This window comes from Oceanobacillus bengalensis, assembly GCF_003628445.1.
GTDB classification, from domain to species: domain Bacteria; phylum Bacillota; class Bacilli; order Bacillales; family Amphibacillaceae; genus Oceanobacillus; species Oceanobacillus bengalensis.
In genome coordinates, this window is record NZ_RBZO01000009.1 from 95341 (window position 1) to 116184 (window position 20844).

The window sequence follows — 20844 nt, forward strand, 5'->3', positions numbered from 1 at the left end:
CCTAACAACATAAGAAAACGACCAATTTCAGGTCGTTTTCTTATGTTTTCGTTGAAAATGAAGACGTATTCGATAAATTGCTAATACGGCATTAATAACTAATAAACTTTCAACGGTTGGCATCCTCATAACAGTACTAAATATCGTTAACAGGAATACCCCGATAAGCAATAAAATATATACAACTATTTTTTGACCTATAGGTAATTTTTTCGCAAAACCCAATTCATAGGCAATGATAGCAAGAATAAGATTCATCACATAAAAAATCCAAAAAACATTATCCGTTCCATTTAATTCGATAACGGTATCAAAAACCAGTCTGAAATTATCCATTTGTATCCCCCATTAATAAAATAAACTCCTATACTATCATACTAAATCTTTACTATTCTTGCTAGAGATTAGCCGAATCCACTTTATATACGCTAATTTTTGTTATATACTGTGTAATGACAGCGAGGTGTTTATATGAAAAATATCGATGTTCCAATGCTCTTACTAGCTCTACTTGTTATAATTATGTTTTCTGGAGTAAGTTTTGCAATCGCTTTACGCAGTATCTGGTTCATTCTATTATTCTTAATTCTTGGATTTGGAACGATGGGATACGGATTGTCATTGAAAAGGAAAAGAAAGAGTGATGCTTAAATTGCATCACTCTTTCTTCCTTCTTTAACTGTTGATAAGATCTCATCCTGTAAAACCAAATTACATGCTAAAATTGTATTTTTTTCTAACATATTTATTGGTGTTCCATCAATCGTTGTTGTTACACCGCCGACTTCGTTAAAAATAATAATTCCCGCTGCAATATCCCAAGGTGAAAGTCCCATACTTATGTATCCGTTAATAATCCCCTCCGCAGCAAAGGCAAATTCTAAAGCCGCAGAACCGTATACTCTGGTTCCTCTAATCGTCCGAACAAAATGCTGCATTACCTCTTCATCCACTAGCTTATTAGGACATAACCAAAAATGATTCATAGCTATAATTGCTTCTGTAATGTTTGTATCAGTCTTTAGTGATGGTAGCTTCACATTATCCTTATAAGCACCTTCATTTCTTTTGGCATGATACAAAATGTCAGACATTACATCGTAAATAAACCCAATTTCACCGATTCCATCTTGATATATTCCTACAGATATAGCGAAATTCCTTTTTTGATGAACAAAATTCATTGTTCCATCAATCGGATCTATTACCCAGACAGTCCCATCCATTGAACTTAGTTTATCTCCATACCCTTCTTCACCTACGATAGCATGTTCAGGATATGTTTCCTTTATTTTCGTTACAAAAAAAGATTCTGTTTCTCTGTCCATTGTTGTTACAAGATCATTCGGATTTGATTTTGTATCAACGACTAATGGATTGTTAATCTTAGTTCTAATATTTTCTCCTGCTTGTTTTATCCACTGCAAGCCTTTGGTATATATTTCATTACGAAGATTGCTATCCATTAATAACTCCTCCATTACAAACGGTATAACTTATATTGTATCAAAAGAATACAACTCATTACATAGCGAAAGCTCATTTACTTATTTTAAAATTTGAATGTTGCTACTAATACGCAACAGCTTTATATGTTGAAAAAAACAATCATGTAGAAAACAGCCTAATAAACCATTTTGACCCCAGCAAGTATACTTCGGATATAACGTAAGTACTTATTGGGGCCAAATTTTTATTTATCATTATTAATTTCATTCATCTGTTGCCGTAAAAACTCAAGTCGTTCTTTTGATTTAATCATTTGAACATGATCATCCGCCTGCATGGCATCATAGAGTGTTAAAAGTTCATAATCAATCTCCAACTTAATTACCGGTAACCTCTCAATCGCCTCTTTGCGTTTCATTGTTTCCATCACAAATTTCAAATGAGCATCTCCTTCCCGAGTTTATCGTAACCAATTCAGGTAGTACTTCTTTTAATATTTTATGACTGTTACCACAATTGGTTCATTCAATTTTCTGAAAATGGTTGATATATACTATAATACCCATTTCTTATCCATTTAAAACTGGGTACGTTTCTCAATTTATGTGGTATCACTTGACTTCATTTAATAGATACTTAATAATAATTATTATAATGTAGTTGGCTTTTTAGGAAGGATGAATATAGATGACTTTTTCAGGTTTTCATGATAGTGATTTTGAAACATTTACTATTGATGGGTTAGATGAGCGAATGGAAGCTATCCAAACAAGGATACAACCAAAATTTCAAGAAATAGGTAGTGAATTGGTTAATTTCTTATCTGCACATTTAGGAAATGAAGTATTCCTACATATTGCGAGGCATGCAAGAAGAACGGTGAATCCACCTAAGGATACATGGCTAGCCATCGCAGACAACAAGCGAGGGTACAAAAAACATCCGCATTTCCAAATCGGACTTTTTGATGATCATGTTTTTATATGGCTTGCATTTATTTATGAACTACCAAGTAAAAAGGAAATCGGTCAAATGCTCATGGACAGCTTTCCAGAAATTAAATCATTACCTAATGATTTTGTTGTATCACTTGATCATATGAATAAAGATTCCATAGCACTTCAAGAATTAGAAATAAAACATTTAGAACGATTTCGTGATGTTAAAAAAGGTGAATTCCTTGTAGGCAGACATCTTCCTTTTGATGATGGACGTGTGAAGGACGGGGAAATCTTTACAAATATTGCTAAGGATACCTTTCAAACGCTCATACCACTCTATCAGAAGGCTTTACAAGCTAGATAACGGTTATTCCCACGAAGAGGTGGCAAATCCATGATTTGCCACCTCTTGTATTATCTCCATTTAGCTGCTATTTCTTCCGCTTCCCTTAACATTGAATCAAATAATTCTTTAACAGTCGGAATATCATTAATTCTTACCGATGCCTGTGAAGCCCATCCAAATCCGCTTTCGGCATTGCCTTCATAAATAAACTGCTTGTTCGCTTCTCCACTAATATAATTTTTCAAAGATTCATAGCCTTGTCCTAACTTTTCTATTTCCAATATTTTTTCTGTCCAACTATTTTTTAAAACTCTCGCCGGAGCACCTAGTGAACGTTTAATTACAACTGTACTATTTTCATCTGCATCTAAAATGGCTTGTTTATAGTTCTCGTGTGCATCCACACATTCTTTCGTACAAATAAATCTTGTACCCATTTCTATTCCATCTGCTCCTAAACTTAAAGCTGCCATGAGTCCACTTCCGTCTACAATTCCACCAGAAGAAATAACAGGAATAGAAACGCTATCAACTACTTCTGGTGTAAGCACAAAGGTTCCAGAATCATTCCGGCCTAGATGCCCCCCTCCTTCTTGTCCTACCACCATGACAGCATCTGCCCCTAATTCCTCTGCTTTTATTGCTTGTCTTTTTGCGGCAACAAGTACAAGTGTTTTAATATCATGCCCCTTGAGTCTATCTAAAACATCTTTAGGATTACCACCTGTTACAGATATAACTGGAACCATTTCATCAATTGCAACTTGCAGCATATGTTCATAACTCCTACCATGTTGACCAATTGCAAAGTTTACTCCAAAGGGTTTATTTGTTAAACTTCTTACACGTTTTATTTCCCTTCTTAAATCTTCCGGTGCTTTTAATGTCATTGCTGTTAACTGACCCAATCCCCCAGCATTAGAAACTGCTGCAGCTAAGTCTGAATAAGCCAAATAGGCAAGTCCTCCTTGAATAATTGGATATTCAATATTTAATAGATCCGTTACTCTTGTCTTAACATTCATGAAATCAATTCTCCTTTTCATGGATTTTATTAAATTCTATCATTTTTCACTACATGAAGGCCAATACGATGATAATAAAAAAATGGAGCCGCATCTACTTATGCAAGCTCCATTTTGATGGATTATTTATTATTACAAGTAGGACATGTACTATAAAGCGTTGTTACTTTCTCTTCCTCGTAAGTTTCAATTACTTTCTCACAGTCCCCACAAACGATTGTACCCACTTAGTCCATCTCCCTATAATTTTATTAAGTTAACTTAATTTCATTATAATATGACATATTGAAAGAGTCAACAGTTAAATAGTATAACACTTTTGGTTAAATACGTTCATCGTAATGATAATATTTATGTATTAATAATACAATTAGGTGTATAAATCTAAATAAATACTTACAAATAGTATACAGAACATTTATCTCCAAACGGTTTATGCTGTTTTTTTTAGGCATTTTGTTTTCCAGTTGCTTCCATGGAATGATAAACTCGTAAAGTGGGAAAAGTAATCCATAAAGTATAGATAAGAAAGGAATTTGACGTTGAAGAAAAGCATAACAAACGTATTTTATACATCTGTCATCATCGTTGTATTATTTATCATTTGGGGCATCATTCCTGAAAGTGTACTACCAAACGGAAACCTAAATGATGTTACCACAACCATTCAAGGTTTTATCGTTGATCAGTTCGGTTGGTTCTACTTAATCAGTGCAACAGGATTTTTAATTTTTTCCATCTATTTGATATTCTCTCGATATGGAAAAATCAAGTTAGGTAGACCAGATGATAAACCAGAATTCTCTTATATATCATGGTTTGCGATGTTATTTAGTGCAGGAATGGGAATTGGATTAGTATTTTGGGGGGCAGCAGAACCATTATCTCATTTTTATGATCCTCCATATGGTGATAGTGCTACAGCCGAGTCTGCAAAAACAGCAATGAAATATAGTTTTTTACATTGGGGTTTACATCCGTGGGCCATTTATGCCACTGTAGCCCTCGCTCTTGCATATTTTAAATTTAGAAAACAAGCACCTGGGGTTGTCAGTTCCATCCTAGAACCTATCTTTGGAAACAAGGTCAAAGGCCCACTCGGAACAGTAGTGGATACCATTGTTGTTTTTGCCACTGTATTCGGGGTAGCAACTTCCTTAGGGTTTGGAGCAATCCAAATAAGTGGTGGTTTATCTTACGTATTTGGAATCAATCAGTCCATATCTCTCCAACTAATTATAATCGCGATCGTTACCGTATTATTTCTAGCGTCAGCGCTGTCTGGATTAGGGAGAGGGATTAAGTACCTAAGTAATGCAAATCTCATATTAGCACTACTTCTTATGATATTTGTATTGATACTAGGACCAACAGGGTTTATCCTTAACTTTTTTACAACTACACTTGGTTCCTATATTCAAGAATTACCAAGTATGAGTTTACGAATGGCACCATTTAACGAAGAAAGTACATCATGGATTAATAACTGGACAATCTTCTATTGGGCTTGGTGGATAGCCTGGGCTCCTTTTGTTGGGACATTTATTGCTCGTGTGTCTCGCGGGAGAACCGTACGAGAGTTTGTGAGTGGTGTCTTGTTAGTTCCAACTATCATTGGTGCACTTTGGTTTACCGTATTCGGAGGTACAGCAATAAATCTGGACTTAAATCAAGGAACAAACATTATCGGTGAAGTAAACGATATCGGTGAAGAAGTGGCCTTGTTTGCAATGTTAGAACAGCTTCCATTAGAAACATTCGTTTCAATTATTGCAATTTTGCTCATCAGCACCTTTTTTATCACTTCTGCCGACTCTGCTACCCTTGTATTGGGTATGCAAACAACTGGAGGTAACTTAGATCCAAATAATCGTGTGAAATTCACATGGGGAATCATTCAATCTGCAACTGCAGCAGTACTTTTATGGCAAGGCGGATTAGGTGCATTACAAACTGCATCAATAATCGCAGCCTTCCCATTTAGCATTATAATGATATTGATTGTAATATCACTTATGAAATCATTTAAAGAAGAAGCAATGGCATTTGAGAAGAGAAAAAAATTATAAAATGAAAAAAAGAAGGTAACCTATTTATAAAATAGGTACCTTCTTTTTTATAACAAATTACATAACATGTATTGGCGAACCTAGAGCAACCTCAGCTGCTTCCATAGTAATTTCTCCTAATGTTGGATGTGCATGGATTGTAAGTGCAATATCCTCAGCAGTCATACCTGCTTCTACAGCTAATCCAATCTCAGAAATCATATCACTAGCGTTAGGTCCAGCGATTTGACCACCTAAAATTAATCCATCTTCTTTGCGAGTGATTAATTTTAAGAAACCATCAGTATCATCTAATGATAGTGCGCGGCCATTAGCTGCAAATGGGAACTTACCAACTTTTACATCATAGCCTTGTTCTTTCGCTTCTGCTTCAGTAAGACCAACAGTAGCAAGCTCAGGCTCAACAAATGCAACAGCAGGAATTCCAATGTAATCTACTTCAGACTTTTCTCCACTAATTGCTTCTGCAGCAATTTTACCTTCATAAGATGCTTTATGAGCTAACGGTGCACCAGGAACGATATCACCAATTGCATAGATGTTAGATACATTTGTGCGACATTGTTTATCAACCTTGATTAGACCTCTTTCAGTCATTTCAATACCAACTTGTTCAAGACCAAGTTCACTTGTATTCGGACGACGGCCAACAGTTACTAATACATAATCAGCTTCAATTGTTTCCTCTTTACCTTTCGCTTCATACGTAACTTTCACACCATCTTTCGTTTCTTCAACGCCTTTAGCCATTGCTTCTGTAATAATAGTAGCGCCTTTTTTCTTCAAGCGTTTCTTGAATACTTGTGTCATTTGTTTTTCGAAACCGCCTAATACATCTTTCGCACCTTCTAAGAAAGTAACTTCTGTACCAAAGTTAGCATAAGCAGTTCCTAATTCACTACCAACATAACCTGCACCAATAACTACTAATTTCTTCGGTACTTCTTTTAAGTTTAAAGCACCGGTAGAATCTAGAACACGGTCAGAGAATTTGAATGTTGGAATTTCAATTGGTGTTGAACCAGTTGCGATAATACAATTATTAAATTTATAAGTTTGAGAACTTTTCTCATCCATAATTTTTGCTGTATTTTGGTCAACAAAGTATGCTTCACCTTTAACGATGTCCACTTTATTTCCTTTTAAAAGTCCTTGGACACCAGATGTAAGTTTATTTACTACTTGACCTTTCCATTCTTGAACTTTAGTAAAGTCAACAGAAACACCTTTGGTTTCGATACCGATATCACCGTAGCCATGAGCTGCTTCTACTCTGTGTCCAGCTTGGATTAGTGCTTTAGAAGGTATACAACCTACATTTAAACAAACACCACCAAGTTCACCTTTTTCCACGATTGTTACTTTTTGTCCTAATTGTGCAGCTCGAATAGCAGCAACATAGCCACCAGGACCTGCTCCAACGACTAGAGTATCTACTTCAATTGGAAAATCTCCTACTACCATTTACTACGCCTCCATCATGATAAGTTGTGGATCATTTAATAAACGTTTGATTTGATTTAGTGCATTTTGAGCTGTAGCACCGTCAATTAAGCGATGGTCGAAACTCAATGAAACTGCAAGTACTGGAGCAATAACTACTTCTCCATCTCTAACAATTGGTTTTTCAGCAATTCGGCCAATACCAAGAATTGCAGCTTCTGGATAGTTAATTACAGGTGTAAACCATTGTCCACCAGCAGAACCAATGTTCGAAATTGTACATGAAGCACCTTTCATCTCATCAGGTGTTAGTTTACCACTTCTTGCCTTTTCTGCCAATTCATTAATTTCAGCAGAGATTGCAAAAATCGACTTACGATCAGCGTTTTTCACAACAGGAACTAACAATCCTTTTTCCGTATCTGCAGCAATACCGACATTATAGTAATGTTTTTGAACAATTTCATCTGTTGCATCGTCAATAGATGCATTTAAAATTGGGAATTGTTTCAATGCAGAAACAAGTGCTTTTACAACGTACGGTAAATAGGTTAGTTTAATTCCTTGGTCAATTCCAACTTGTTTAAATTTCTTACGATGTGCTACTAATGCTGTAACATCAACTTCATCCATTAATGTAACGTGAGGCGCTTTAGACTTAGAGTTAACCATTGCTTTAGCAATTGATTTACGGATTGGAGTCATCTTCTCACGTGTTTCTGGATAGTTACCTTCAGGAACAACCGTTTTCTGAGGTTTAGCTTCTTCTTTAGCTGGTTTTGCTTCTGTAGTTTCTGGAGCTGGTTGTCCACCATTCAAGAAACCATCAATATCCTCTTTAAGAACACGTCCGTTTTTACCAGTTCCTGTTACAGATTGAATGCTCACATTGTTATCACGTGCATATTTTCTAACAGATGGCATTGCAATTACACGTTTACCATTGTCAACCGTTTCTTCCGAAGCAGTATTTGTAGCTGCAGGTTTTTCGTTTTCTGTAGCTTCTGCTGGTGCTTCAGTTGCCTCCGATTCTTCAGACTCATAGCCTTCAGCATCAAATGTAATAAAGATGTTACCAACTGTTGCAACTTCACCTTCTGCTACATGTATCTTTTTAACCGTTCCATCAACTGGTGAAGGAATTTCAACAACTGCTTTATCGTTTTGAACTTCGCATAAAACGTCGTCTTCTTTTACTTCGTCACCATCTTTAAAGAACCATTTAACGATTTCGCCTTCTGCAATTCCTTCACCGATGTCTGGGAATTTAAATTCAAATGCCATTATTGTGCCTCCTAATTAGAAATTCATTACAGTGCTTACTTTTTCTACGATGTCTTTATGACTTGGTAGCCATACTTCTTCTGCGTCTGAGAATGCATATACAGTATCTGGTGCTGCAACACGTAATACTGGAGCTTCTAAATGTAAGATTGCTCTTTCTTGAATTTCTGTTACAACTGTAGCCGCTACACCAGCTTGTTTTTGAGCTTCTTGTACTACTACTGCACGACCTGTCTTTTTAACTGAGTCAATAATTGTATCTATATCTAGTGGTGCAACTGTACGAAGGTCAATTACTTCAGCTGAGATACCGTCTTTTTCTAATTCCTCTGCAGCTTTTAGACAAGAATGCACCATTGCTCCGTAAGAAACAAGTGTTACATCTTTACCTTCACGTTTCACGTCAGCTTTTCCAAGTTCAATTGTATATTCCTCTTCAGGAACTTCTTCTCTGAATGAACGATAAAGTTTCATGTGCTCTAAGAAAATGACAGGATCATTATCACGAATTGCAGAGATTAATAATCCCTTTGCTTCATACGGAGTTGATGGGATAACAACTTTTAGACCAGGTTGTTGTGCCATTAATCCTTCGAGAGAATCCGCATGTAGTTCTGGTGTATGTACACCACCACCAAATGGTGCACGAACTGTAACTGGCATATGCCATCTTCCACCTGAACGATATCTTGTACGAGCCATTTGACCACTAATCGAATCAATTACTTCAAAAACAAAGCCGAAGAACTGAATTTCTGGTACTGGACGGTATCCTTGCGTAGAAAGACCTATAGCTAATCCACCTATTCCAGATTCCGCTAACGGTGTATCAAATACACGATCTTCACCAAATTCAGATTGAAGTCCTTCAGTAGCACGGAATACACCACCGTTTTTACCAACATCTTCACCAAACACTAGCACATTTTCATCATTTTTTAATTCTGTGCGCATTGCATCAGTGATTGCTTGAATCATTGTCATCTGTGCCATGATTTACTTCGACTCCTTTGCTTTGTACTCTTCCATTTGTTCTACTAAGTTAGATGGAAGTTCTTCATACATATTTCCGATTAAATCTGTTACTTTTTGTTTCGGATATTTTTCAGCTTTTTTAATTGCTTCTTTAATGTCCGCTTTTGCTTCTTCAATTACTTTATTTTCTTCTTCTTCAGACCATAATTTCTTGCTTTCTAAGAAAGTACGGAAGCGAACAAGTGGATCTTTCTTCGCCCACTCATTATCTAATTCTTCAGAACGATAACGCGTCGGATCATCACCAGACATTGTGTGTGGACCATATCTGTATGTTAATGTTTCAATAAGTGTAGGGCCTTCACCATTGATTGCACGCTCGCGGGCATGTTTTGTTGCTGCATAAACCGCAAGAACATCCATACCGTCAACTTGAATTCCTTCAATACCTGCTGCAACAGCTTTTTGAGCTAATGTTCTTGCACTTGTTTGTAATTCTCTTGGTACAGAAATCGCAAATCCGTTATTTTGAACAACAAATATTGCTGGGGCCTTGTATGCACCTGCAAAGTTGATTCCTTCATAGAAGTCACCTTGTGAAGTACCACCATCACCCGTGTAAGTTATTGCAACTGTTTTTGCTCCTCGTTTTTTCATACCAAGTGCAACACCAGCTGTTTGTACATATTGCGCACCAATAATAATTTGTGGACTTAATGCTTGTAGGTCTTCAGGCATTTGATTTCCGTGGAAATGTCCTTTAGAAAATAAGAATGCTTGATATAACGGAAGTCCTTGCCAAATAAGTTGTGGAACATCACGATATCCAGGTAATACGAAATCATCTTTTTCAAGTGCAAATTGACTACCCAATTGGGAAGCTTCTTGTCCAGCAGTTGGCGCGTAAAAACCTAAGCGACCTTGGCGATTTAATGCGATTGAACGTTGATCCAAGATACGAGTATAAACCATGCGACGCATAAGTTCTTTTAACTCATCATCAGACAAATCAGGCATATCATCTTTACCTACAATCTTTCCATCCTCATTAAGAATCTGGAATGTTTCGAACTGACTTTCAACACTTTCTAATACGTGTTTCAAAATAGTTCACCTCTTCCTTTCTTTTAAAACAAAATTTTATTATTTTCATTTCTAGCCTTTCCAAAAAAACGGAAAAACTGTACTTATTTTTATTATTCTTGTACCCATAATCTTCTAAGCATAATCCTTTACATTTTCATTTATGTAAATCTGTTACAAAAAACATTTGAAAATTAATGGTACAACAATGAACTGTTTTAAATATAGCGCATTAAAACATACAGGTCAATTACTTTGACTTATTAATTTAAATTATATCAGGATTCATTCTAATCATCTAAACAAAGAAAAAGCAACAAACTGTTATAGCAATAAACATAATCTGTATCATAAAAAAGCAATAAAAAAAGAAAGGCATTATTAGATTCCTAATTTTGCCCTTCTTTAATTATAAATGACGTTTAAGAAGTCTGATTAAAATGACACATGATGTTTCTAGCCGGCCATATCTTGTCGTTTTTAAACGCGTAATATTATTCTTCAGCATAAGTTATATTAATATCCGCTTCTTGGTAAAATGCTTCTTTCAAGTTATTATATTCTACGGTGTAGCCATTAAATTCTTCATTCGCATCTAAAACCTGTTGATAACTATCATTTATGCGATTAATATGCTCCGTCAGTTCCTCTTGTTCTAAATCTTCCCTTTGCAACATGTTATAGAGCTCTTCCTCTAATTCTAGAGACAATGTATATGCTTCATATAAGTTGTCATAGGAATTATACCTGCTTCCCATTACATCAACTAACTTTCGGGCACTTTCCTTTGTCTCTTTATCTAGTTCAGGGATGAGATCTTCCACCTTATTAAATTCATTCTTGGATGCCTCAACACTTTCCTTCTCCTTACTAATTAACGCAGACCGCTCATCTATTATTTCAATGGCTTTTTTAGAAAGTTCAATTATTTGGTTAATATCTTCCGTCCCTAGTTCTATAATTTGACCATAGATTTCCTGTTCCTCTAATTCTAATTGTGTTATCTCACTTTGCTTATTCTCAAAGTCTTCTTCTAATTTAACCGCTTCTTCTAAATGTGTATGTATTTGTTCTTCCGTAGTCTCCCCACTACATGCAACTAAAAACATAAGTAACCATATACTTAATAAAACACTAATTTTCTTAATTGACATTACGAACGCCTCCTATCCTTCTTTTCGACAAAATATATGTTAAATATACCATAAAACAATTCTATTTCATTTACGAACGATAAATTGTGCTTGTCCTAAATATATGATTTATTATAATAGGATATGATAAACTTGATACATACCCCATTTAGTGTTTAAGTATTTTTTTAATAAAAAAGGAGCAGGAATCATGATTACAATGAAAGACATCGTACGTGAAGGTCATCCTTCTTTACAGAAAGTTGCCAAGGAAGTGTCACTTCCAATTACAGATGAAGAAAAACAATTATTAAATGACATGTTAATCTTTTTACAAAATAGTCAAGATGAAGAAATTGCACAAAAATATAAATTAAGAGCTGGTGTTGGCTTAGCTGCTCCACAACTAGGTATCGAAAAACGTTTCATTGCAGTTCACTTTGAAGATGTGGATGGTAAATTATATAGCTACGGATTAGTAAACCCTAAAATAATCAGTCATTCCGTTGAGGGTTGTTACATTGCGGGTGGTGAAGGCTGTTTATCCGTTGATCGAGTTGTTGAAGGATATGTACCTAGATATAGGCGCATTACTGTTAAAGCTACGGATATAGATGGTAACCCAGTAAAACTCAGACTAAAAGGGTACCCTGCTATCGTCTTCCAGCATGAAATCGACCATTTAAACGGTGTTATGTTCTATGACCATATCGATAAGGAAAACCCATTTAAAACTCCAGACAATGCTGTACCAATTGAATAATCCCTGTACAAAGAGTGTCTAACAATAATAGGCACTCTTTTTTTATGAATAAAAAAAATGATTCGTAGCAACATAAAAATGTGAAAAACTCTAATATATTTGCAATAATTTATCATAAATAATGGATTTTTATTTCAATATTTTCCATTTCGTACTATACTGTAAATTAGAGGGATTGGAACGGTAGATGTTTTTAGGCGCTTTTCTTAAATAGTCTGAAAGGAGAATGCACCGTGTTAAAACGCCTTAAAGAAAAGCTTAAGAAACGCTGGAAAGAATTATTAGGAAAAGAAGGACGTGTACCTACGACTTTTGAGAAAGACTACCATTAATTATACCAATCAATTGTAAAGAGTTTGTTAGCTGGTACACTGCTAAAATTGTTACGGAACGGATTTATAACATCTAATATTAACCATTTTTTTGTTCAATACAAAGAATATTTATATTAATAATTAGGAGAGATGAAATGATATTTAAAGTTTTATACCAGGAATTATCTGGTGAAATACCAGTTCGTGAACGTACGAAAAGTATGTACATCGAAGCTGATTCAGTAAGAGAAGTACGAGACATATTAGCTGATCGCAAGGTTAATATTGAGTTAATTCAGCAATTAGACGAGAAGCACTTAGAGTACGAGAAACAATCCGAAGACTTTAAGGTTGAGAATAGATAGCATATGAAATTTGTCAAGAATGACCAAACAGCCATTTATGCCCTAGGTGGGTTAGGTGAAATTGGAAAAAACATGTATGCAGTTCAATTTCAAGATGAGATTATCATTATCGATGCAGGAATCAAGTTCCCTGAAGATGAGCTACTAGGAATTGATTATGTTATTCCAGACTACACCTATTTAGTACAAAACCAAGATAAAATCAAAGGATTATTCGTTACTCATGGACATGAAGATCACATTGGAGGTATTCCTTACTTCTTACGTGAAATCAATGTTCCAATCTATGCTGGAAAACTTGCGATAGGATTAATTAGAAATAAATTAGAAGAGCATGGCTTATTAAGAAATGCTAAACTAACAACCATTCAAGAAGATGATGTTATTAAATTCCGTAAAACCTCTGTAGCATTTTTTAGAACAACTCACAGTATTCCAGATGCATTTGGGATTGTCGTTAAAACCCCACCTGGAAATATTGTACATACTGGTGACTTCAAATTTGATTTTACACCAGTTGGTGAACCAGCTAACCTGACCAAAATGGCCGAAATTGGAAAAGAAGGTGTTTTATGTCTTCTTTCAGATAGTACAAACAGTGAAGTCCCTGGTTTTACCATGTCTGAAAGAATCGTTGGTGATAGTATCAATGACATATTCACCCGTGTTGATGGTAGACTAATTTTTGCTACCTTTGCATCAAATATCTACCGCTTACAGCAGGTTGTAGAATCTGCTGTTAAACATAACCGAAAAGTGGCAGTATTTGGTCGTAGCATGGAATCAGCTATTAACTTAGGTCAAGAACTTGGTTATATCCAAGCACCTAAGGAAACTTTTATTGACGCTAATCAACTCAATCGATTGCCAGCAAATGAAGTAACAATTCTATGCACAGGCTCTCAAGGTGAATCAATGGCAGCATTATCAAGAATAGCAAATGGTACACACCGACAGATACAACTCATTCCTGGCGACACTGTTGTATTTTCTTCCTCTCCAATCCCTGGAAATACAGTAAGTGTGTCCAGAATAATCAATAAATTATATCGTGCTGGTGCTGATGTTATTCATGGAAAATTAAATAACATTCACACATCTGGTCATGGTAGTCAAGAAGAACAAAAATTAATGTTACGCCTGATGAAACCTAAATTCTTCCTACCTATACACGGTGAATATCGTATGCTTAAAGAGCATATAAAACTTGCCGTAGCTTGTGATGTCGATCCAGATAATTGTTTCGTTATGGACAATGGTGACGTATTGGCTTTAGGAAAAGATAAAGCTGCCATATCTGGAAAAGTTCCATCTGGTTCTGTCTATGTTGACGGAAGTGGTATCGGGGACATCGGAAATATCGTTCTACGCGATCGTAGAATCCTTTCGGAAGAAGGACTGGTTATTGTTGTAGTGAGCATTAATATGAAGGAATTTAAGATAGCGGCTGGTCCAGATATCATTTCTCGTGGTTTTGTTTACATGAGAGAATCCGAGGACCTAATTAAAGATGCACAAAAATTAGTTTCCAGTCACTTGGATAAAGTGATGGAACGAAGAACAACACAATGGTCAGAAATAAAAAATGAAATTACAGATACGATTGCACCTTTCCTTTATGAAAAAACAAAGAGAAGACCAATGGTATTGCCAATTATTATGGAAGTGTAAAGAAAAATAAAAGCTGCCTCGTAAGAATTTCTTACGAGGCAGCTTTTATTTTCGTATATTAATCATCAATCACGAGGTGTTTTTCGAAACGAGAAAGATCAATATCAGCACCAATAACAATTAATACATCATCTTCTTTCAATAACGCATCTGCTCGGGGTGATACATTAATATCTCTCCCCTGTTTAATTGCAACAACGTTACACCCGTATCTTGCACGTATGTCCAAGTCAATTAAAGATTTACCAACCATTTTCATTCCGGCTTTTACTTCAGCAATACTATGATCATCAGATAATTCAAGATAATCTAAAATATTACTCGAGATAAAATTATGCGCTAAACGCTTTCCCATATCTCTTTCTGGATGTACGATTTTATCTGCACCTATTTTAGTTAGTATTTTCTCATGGTAATCATTTTGTGCTTTTACCGTTACTTTTCTCACACCCAAGTCTTTCAATATTACTGTTGTTAGGATGCTTGCTTGAATATTTTCACCAATTGCGACAATTACATGCTCAAAGTTAGATATTCCAATTTCTTTTAATGCATCTTCATCTGTTGAATCGAGAATGACAGCATGTGAAGCGATGTTTTTATATCCGTTTACCCTATCTTCATCTTTATCAATTGCTAGCACTTGCATGCCTTCTTCACTTAATTCTTTGCAAATACTACCACCAAAACGTCCTAAGCCTATTACTGCAAATTCTTTCTTATTCATCACAATTCCTCCGAATAACACAATCTCTTCATATAATTTCTACCTATTTTATCATAAGTAAAAAGAAAAGGCTCTTTTCGTTCGTTTTATTGTTTTAATCGGAGTTGATATAAACTCCAAACTAACTTAATTCAGATTATCTTAAATCGAAGCACATCTCGCCGTCTGGGATCGCTCCGGGCGGATGCGGACCTTAGGGCACGGCCTCAGCCTCCTCAGAAGCACAGAACGCTTCTTCGGGGGTCTTCGGACACGTGCTATTCCCGCAGGACAAGGAAAGCTTCGTCAGCGTTACATCGCACGAAGAAAATGGCTCTTTATTTTCGAGGAGTCACCGCCCTACACTCACCCAGACTAGTGAAGTAGTACGATGCTTTTTGACTTTCCGTATCAAAGGAGATAATGGTTAGTAACTTAAGCTCAGTGGAGGAAACACACGAAGACTCCTACGGGAGGACAGGCCTAGGTGAGACTATGGAGTGCGATAGCACGTAGTAGGCTCACCAGCCGCCCGTGGAAAGCGAAGTGTGTTTCCGGAACGATGTGCTTCACACAATACTGAATTAAATATATCAACTCTTTACATCGACTATGACAAAAACTACAATTTTAAAAACAACCAATGAAAAAGAGCAATTTAACGTAAATTGCTCTTTTTCTTATTCTACATTGCATCCAACATCTGATATTGCGATTTAACCAATCCATAATACTTTCCTTGTTGTCCCATCAGTTCATCATGGTTTCCACTCTCTAACACTCTTCCGTTTTCTAATACAAAGATTGTATCAGATTCACGAATGGTTGATAATCGGTGGGCAATGATAATAGATGTTCTTCCCTTCAATAATTTACGTAGGGCTTTTTGAATTTTCACTTCAGATTCTGTATCAATACTTGCTGTTGCTTCGTCTAAGATTATAATTCTCGGATTAGCAAGTAATGCTCTTGCAAAGGATAATAATTGTCTCTCTCCAGCTGATAAAATATTCCCTCTTTCTTCCACTTCCGTATGATAACCGTGAGAAAGACGTTGAATGAAATCATCTGCCCCTACAACTTTTGCTGCTTTAATTACCTCTTCATCGGTTGCATTTGGTCTACCAAAACGAATATTTTCCAATATGTTTCCTGAGAAAATAAAGGTGTCCTGTAATACAACACTAATCCTGCTACGCAAACTATCTAGGTTGACGTCCAATAAATCATGTCCGTCTATTTTCACAGAACCTTTCGTTGGATCATAGAATCTACTGATTAAATTAGCAATTGTTGATTTCCCACTTCCAGTATGGCCGACTAATGCAATTGTTTGCCCTTCCCGAATATCTAGAGATATTTCATGTAATGCAATTCGATCATTATCATAAGAGAATTCAACATGATCAAATTCAATATGCCCTTTCATATCCGTAAATTCAACTGCATTTTCTTTTTCTTTTACATTTGGTTGTTCGTCAAGAAATTCAAAAATCCGTTCAGAGGATGCCATTGCCATTAATAATTGATTGTACATTTGACCGAGTCTAGAAATTGGTTCCCAGAACATTCCTAAGAAGAAGGCAAAGGATACAAATGTACCAATCGCAATCCCACCATTCTCTTCCCCTAATAAAATTAAATATGCACCAAAGGCAATCAGTATGATGGTCCCGACCGCATCACTAATATCAACGAGCGGTCGAAACATCGCACTCTTCTTCGCAGCTATCCTGAAGCTTGTAAAATAACCTTCGTTTACACCAGAGAAAAATTCAGCATTTTCTTTTTCCTGTGAGAAAGATTGCGTAATGCGCATTCCTTGTAAACTCTCATTCAGATGTGAATTTAATCTAGATTGATGGATACGAACCTCTTGCCAAGACCGCCTTATATTTCTCCTTAGCTTTGTTGAAATATAGAACATAAGCGGAATAACCACCACTACTGCTAACGCTAGTTGTGGACTTAGCACAAATAATATAACGATAATACCAATAAGTGTAACCATATCCATTAATAGATTAATAATTCCGTTCGTAAAAAGTTCCTGCAGGGAATTTACATCGTTTAATATTCGAACCAAAATAGACCCAGCCGAACGTGTGTCGAAAAAGCGATGACTTAAACGTTGTACATGTGAAAATAAATGCTGCCGCAGGTCATAAATTACATTTTGCCCCAGTAAATTTACCCACTTAATTCGAAATACGTTAGCTATATAACTTAGTAAGTATAAAACACCTATTCCTATTACTAAATAAGTTAGAAGTGTCATATCCTTCTCATAAATCGCTATATCGATTGCCACTTTTCCTACAAGTATTGGTACGGTAAGACGGACAATGGTTGAAATGAGCATTGCGATAATTGCCCCTGGTAAATATGTTTTAGAATAAGGTTTTAAATAGTGAAATAAACGCCATATCTGCTTCCAGTTAAATGGCTTTTCTATTACTGTATCTACCGTATAATGAAATCGTTTCAAATGCCGACTTTCTTTCTGTTTCTGTTTAATAGCCATTCATAGACACCTCCTTTATTAATTTGCTGTTTGCATGATTTCTTCTTGATCCTGATATTGGATATCATAGATACGTTTATATTGTCCATCATTGTTTAGCAATTCGTCATGGGTTCCACGTTCCACAATTTGTCCTTCATCTAGAACAAGTATTTCATCGGCATGCTTCAGGGAAGATATACGATGTGCAATGATAAATGATGTTCTTCCTTGCATGACTTCCTTCAATGCCTTTTGTATCTTAAATTCTGTTTCCATATCAACAGCGGATGTAGCATCATCCAGCACTAAAATACTTGGATTAATACAAATCGCACGTGCGATGGCTATCCGTTGCTTTTGACCACCAGACAACCCCATTCCTCTTTCACCAAGCATCGTCTCGTAGCCATTTGGGAGATTCATAATGAATTCATGTGCCTGTGCCCTCTTTGCAGCATCCATAATTTGATGATCAGTCACATCTGGATTACCGTAAGCAATATTTTCCTTAATCGTAGTTGAAAATAAAAACGGTTCTTGTAGAACGAATCCAATATGCTTTCTAAGTGTCTTTATGTTGTAATCTTTAACAGAACGATTATCTACAAGTACTTCCCCGATTTCAGGTTCATAAAATCTTGTAATTAACTGTGTAATACTCGTTTTGCCCGCCCCAGTTGATCCGATTAAGCCAATTACTTTTCCTGGTGGAGCATCAAAACAAATATCTTTTAATGCAGAATCATCATCTTTCGTATAGGTTAAGGTTACATGATTGAATGTTACATGACCTTTTATCGGTTCATCGATTGACTCTTCCTTTTCAACGATATCTTCGTTCGCATCCAATATTTCAATAAGTCTTTCACCAGATGCTTTCGCTTGCGAGAATTGATTTACTACGAAGCCGAGATTCATTAAAGGGCCCAAAATGTACCAAACCAAACTAAAAAATGCAACTAACTCCCCTAGCCCAAGCCTTTCATTAATTACAAGATAACCACCAAAAGAAAGTAATGCTACGACGCAAATATTTCCGATAAACTCCATCAACGGAAAATATTTTGACCAGAGTAAAGATGTATTTAAGTATTTATCCTTGTAATCTGCATTACTACCTGAAAATCGTCCAATTTCAAAATCTTCTCTGGATAGGGATTTAACCGTATTGATTCCACTGACATTCTCTTGGATTCTTGTGTTCAGTTGTCCCATTGATTTTCTTATTTTTCTAAATGCAGGATGTACTCTCCTGTCAAACTGATACACAACAACAATTAAAAACGGCATAGCTGCCATCGTTACCAATGCAAGCGGAATGGAATAAAAAAACATAACACCTAAACTTATCGTTATTAATAAAAAGATACGAATAAGCTCAGCAAAACCTGCAGACAAGAAGAAGCGAAACCCTTCTACATCCGATGTTAAGCGCGACATAATATCACCTGTTTTTGCGTTATCGTAATATCTAAATGCAAGCCTTTGGAGTTTATCATAAAGCGCTTCACGTAATTTATATACTGAAGTCATTCCAAAATAATCTCCTAAGTATTGAAACGCAAAGGTGGATATCCCTTTGATAATCATTAATCCAAGAAATACAGCGCATATATACGGTATTAAGTTATAACGATCCTGAAGTACTACCTCGTCAATTGTTACCTGCAAAATAATTGGATAAACGACGGTAATTGCAGTAACAAATAATAAAAAGAAATTTGACCAAAGGAAATATTTCTTATATGGCAGATAAAATCCCTTCAGCTTTTTAAATGTATTCAAACGCTTCCCCTCCTCTTGATGCTTTCAGTAATTATTAATATAACGGTTTTCGAAATAAATTGCTATACATTTTATCTAATTTTATAAAAAATTTTTACTAATATAAAAACAAAAAGAACTCCCAACATAATTGCGGGAGTTCAGCATTCTAAAAGTTTCTCTATCTTCCTTCTAAAAGACGCACTATACGTTTCTTTAGCATTTTAATGCTACCGCTTGATTGATAATGTCTTAATTCACCTGATTTATCAAACAAGTAATATGCTGGAACGAAACGCGTCTTAAATTGATTCGTCAATGTATGATCGTCGTCAATTAGAATCGTCTCGGTTAAATTATACTTTAGCGCAGCTTGTTTAATTGTTAGTAAATCCATATCTTCTTTTGACCTTGGCATATGGACGGCAATTACATTTAATAAACCTTTAAACTCATCTCTTAATGCAACAAGGTATGGTAATCTTTTTTTACAATCAACACAGCTGATCGACCAAAAATGAATGATTGTCGGCCTTTCCCCAATTAAATCATTTCTAGATACTCGACTTGCATTCAGGATATCTGTGTATGTTTGTAGATCAGGCATTTGTTCTCTTAACTTCACCTTCTACCCTCCCAATGATGAACCCCTTATATTCTATATTTATATATGTATATTGTTCTCTTTCGTTACCACTCCAAAACAAAAAGACCTATTCTAAACAGAACAGGTCTTCTAACAAAAAATACTAACTTAGTCTTTGGTCCACCATTTGACAAATATCATCTGCATTAAATCCCGCAGCATTAATCACAGAAGCTTGTGTACTAGCATCTGACATGCCCATTACATCTTTATCTTGGCCGGAGATAACACAACAGTCACAGCCTGCTACATCCGCTTCTGATTTAAGATCCACAACTTCATGCCCCATTTCCATTAAAGCTTGTTTGACATCTGTTAGCGTCCCTTCAACTCCAATACGTGCCATTCGTATTTCCTCCTC

Annotated in this window: 21 protein-coding genes; 6 read left to right on the forward strand and 15 right to left on the reverse strand. The window is 35.8% G+C overall.

Translation table 11 applies throughout. The annotated features are described in order from the left end of the window. Positions 1–27 precede the first annotated feature (27 nt). Positions 28–336 carry a YlaH-like family protein gene (locus tag D8M05_RS07650; RefSeq protein ID WP_121130302.1) on the reverse strand — a complete coding sequence of 103 codons (309 nt, stop codon included), beginning with the start codon at positions 334–336 and terminating at the stop codon, positions 28–30. Between the two features lie 135 nt (positions 337–471). On the opposite strand from D8M05_RS07650, the gene D8M05_RS07655 reads away from it, so the two are divergent. Next, a complete protein-coding gene (locus tag D8M05_RS07655; RefSeq protein WP_121130304.1) occupies positions 472–651 on the forward strand; it encodes a DUF5325 family protein in 180 nt (59 codons plus the stop codon). On the opposite strand, the gene D8M05_RS07660 is transcribed toward D8M05_RS07655, so the two are convergent. Both D8M05_RS07660 and D8M05_RS07665 read right to left on the reverse strand, forming a co-directional pair. Next, entirely contained in the window at positions 648–1466 is an 819-nt protein-coding gene (locus D8M05_RS07660) for an inositol monophosphatase family protein (protein WP_121130306.1), read from the reverse strand. The two genes, D8M05_RS07655 and D8M05_RS07660, sit on opposite strands and share 4 nt — an antisense overlap. Positions 1467–1693: 227 nt before the next feature. After that, positions 1694–1879, reverse strand: coding sequence for a hypothetical protein (locus tag D8M05_RS07665; RefSeq protein ID WP_342772247.1), 186 nt, complete (start codon positions 1877–1879; stop codon positions 1694–1696). A 257-nt stretch (positions 1880–2136) separates the two neighbouring features. Here D8M05_RS07665 and D8M05_RS07670 point away from each other — a divergent pair, with 257 nt between their 5' ends. Continuing rightward, on the forward strand, positions 2137–2754 hold the full coding sequence (locus D8M05_RS07670; RefSeq protein WP_121130310.1) for a YktB family protein: 618 nt from the start codon (positions 2137–2139) through the stop codon (positions 2752–2754). A 50-nt stretch (positions 2755–2804) separates the two neighbouring features. Here D8M05_RS07670 and D8M05_RS07675 read toward each other — a convergent pair whose 3' ends face one another. After that, entirely contained in the window at positions 2805–3761 is a 957-nt protein-coding gene (locus D8M05_RS07675) for an NAD(P)H-dependent flavin oxidoreductase (RefSeq protein WP_121130312.1), read from the reverse strand. A gap of 122 nt (positions 3762–3883) precedes the next feature. After that, a complete protein-coding gene (locus tag D8M05_RS07680; protein ID WP_121130314.1) occupies positions 3884–3988 on the reverse strand; it encodes a GapA-binding peptide SR1P in 105 nt (34 codons plus the stop codon). 315 nt (positions 3989–4303) lie between these two features. On the opposite strand from D8M05_RS07680, the gene D8M05_RS07685 reads away from it, so the two are divergent. After that, positions 4304–5830, forward strand: coding sequence for a glycine betaine uptake BCCT transporter (locus D8M05_RS07685; protein ID WP_121130316.1), 1527 nt, complete (start codon positions 4304–4306; stop codon positions 5828–5830). A 57-nt stretch (positions 5831–5887) separates the two neighbouring features. On the opposite strand, the gene lpdA is transcribed toward D8M05_RS07685, so the two are convergent. The 5 genes from lpdA to D8M05_RS07710 form a co-directional block, all read right to left on the reverse strand. Next, entirely contained in the window at positions 5888–7294 is a 1407-nt protein-coding gene (gene lpdA, locus D8M05_RS07690; protein WP_121130317.1) for a dihydrolipoyl dehydrogenase, read from the reverse strand. Between the two features lie 3 nt (positions 7295–7297). Further along, the gene (locus D8M05_RS07695; RefSeq protein WP_121130319.1) at positions 7298–8557 is read right to left on the reverse strand and encodes a dihydrolipoamide acetyltransferase family protein; all 1260 of its coding nucleotides are present in this window, start codon (positions 8555–8557) and stop codon (positions 7298–7300) included. A 15-nt stretch (positions 8558–8572) separates the two neighbouring features. Next, positions 8573–9550 carry an alpha-ketoacid dehydrogenase subunit beta gene (locus D8M05_RS07700; protein ID WP_121130321.1) on the reverse strand — a complete coding sequence of 326 codons (978 nt, stop codon included), beginning with the start codon at positions 9548–9550 and terminating at the stop codon, positions 8573–8575. A gap of 3 nt (positions 9551–9553) precedes the next feature. Next, on the reverse strand, positions 9554–10636 hold the full coding sequence (gene pdhA, locus D8M05_RS07705; RefSeq protein ID WP_121130323.1) for a pyruvate dehydrogenase (acetyl-transferring) E1 component subunit alpha: 1083 nt from the start codon (positions 10634–10636) through the stop codon (positions 9554–9556). Between the two features lie 473 nt (positions 10637–11109). Continuing rightward, positions 11110–11769: a YkyA family protein gene (locus tag D8M05_RS07710; protein WP_121130325.1), complete on the reverse strand. Its 660-nt coding sequence runs from the start codon at positions 11767–11769 to the stop codon at positions 11110–11112. Between the two features lie 190 nt (positions 11770–11959). On the opposite strand from D8M05_RS07710, the gene def reads away from it, so the two are divergent. The 3 genes from def to rnjA all read left to right on the forward strand — a co-directional run bounded on the left by def (position 11960) and on the right by rnjA (position 14861). Continuing rightward, a complete protein-coding gene (gene def, locus D8M05_RS07715) occupies positions 11960–12511 on the forward strand; it encodes a peptide deformylase (protein ID WP_121130327.1) in 552 nt (183 codons plus the stop codon). A gap of 469 nt (positions 12512–12980) precedes the next feature. Beyond that, entirely contained in the window at positions 12981–13190 is a 210-nt protein-coding gene (locus D8M05_RS07720; protein ID WP_121130329.1) for a DNA-dependent RNA polymerase subunit epsilon, read from the forward strand. 3 nt (positions 13191–13193) lie between these two features. Beyond that, entirely contained in the window at positions 13194–14861 is a 1668-nt protein-coding gene (rnjA, locus tag D8M05_RS07725) for a ribonuclease J1 (protein WP_121130331.1), read from the forward strand. A gap of 58 nt (positions 14862–14919) precedes the next feature. Here the strand turns inward: rnjA and D8M05_RS07730 are convergent, their stop codons facing one another. The 5 genes from D8M05_RS07730 to D8M05_RS07750 form a co-directional block, all read right to left on the reverse strand. Continuing rightward, complete coding sequence (locus D8M05_RS07730) at positions 14920–15588, reverse strand: potassium channel family protein (RefSeq protein WP_121130333.1); 669 nt, start codon at positions 15586–15588, stop codon at positions 14920–14922. Between the two features lie 664 nt (positions 15589–16252). Beyond that, the gene (locus D8M05_RS07735; protein ID WP_121130335.1) at positions 16253–18091 is read right to left on the reverse strand and encodes an ABC transporter ATP-binding protein; all 1839 of its coding nucleotides are present in this window, start codon (positions 18089–18091) and stop codon (positions 16253–16255) included. An 18-nt stretch (positions 18092–18109) separates the two neighbouring features. Then, positions 18110–19858, reverse strand: coding sequence for an ABC transporter ATP-binding protein (locus D8M05_RS07740; RefSeq protein ID WP_121130337.1), 1749 nt, complete (start codon positions 19856–19858; stop codon positions 18110–18112). Positions 19859–20018: 160 nt separating this feature from the next. Further along, the gene (locus D8M05_RS07745; protein ID WP_121130339.1) at positions 20019–20462 is read right to left on the reverse strand and encodes a TlpA family protein disulfide reductase; all 444 of its coding nucleotides are present in this window, start codon (positions 20460–20462) and stop codon (positions 20019–20021) included. 124 nt (positions 20463–20586) lie between these two features. Then, positions 20587–20829, reverse strand: coding sequence for a YkuS family protein (locus D8M05_RS07750; RefSeq protein ID WP_121130341.1), 243 nt, complete (start codon positions 20827–20829; stop codon positions 20587–20589). Positions 20830–20844 lie beyond the last annotated feature (15 nt).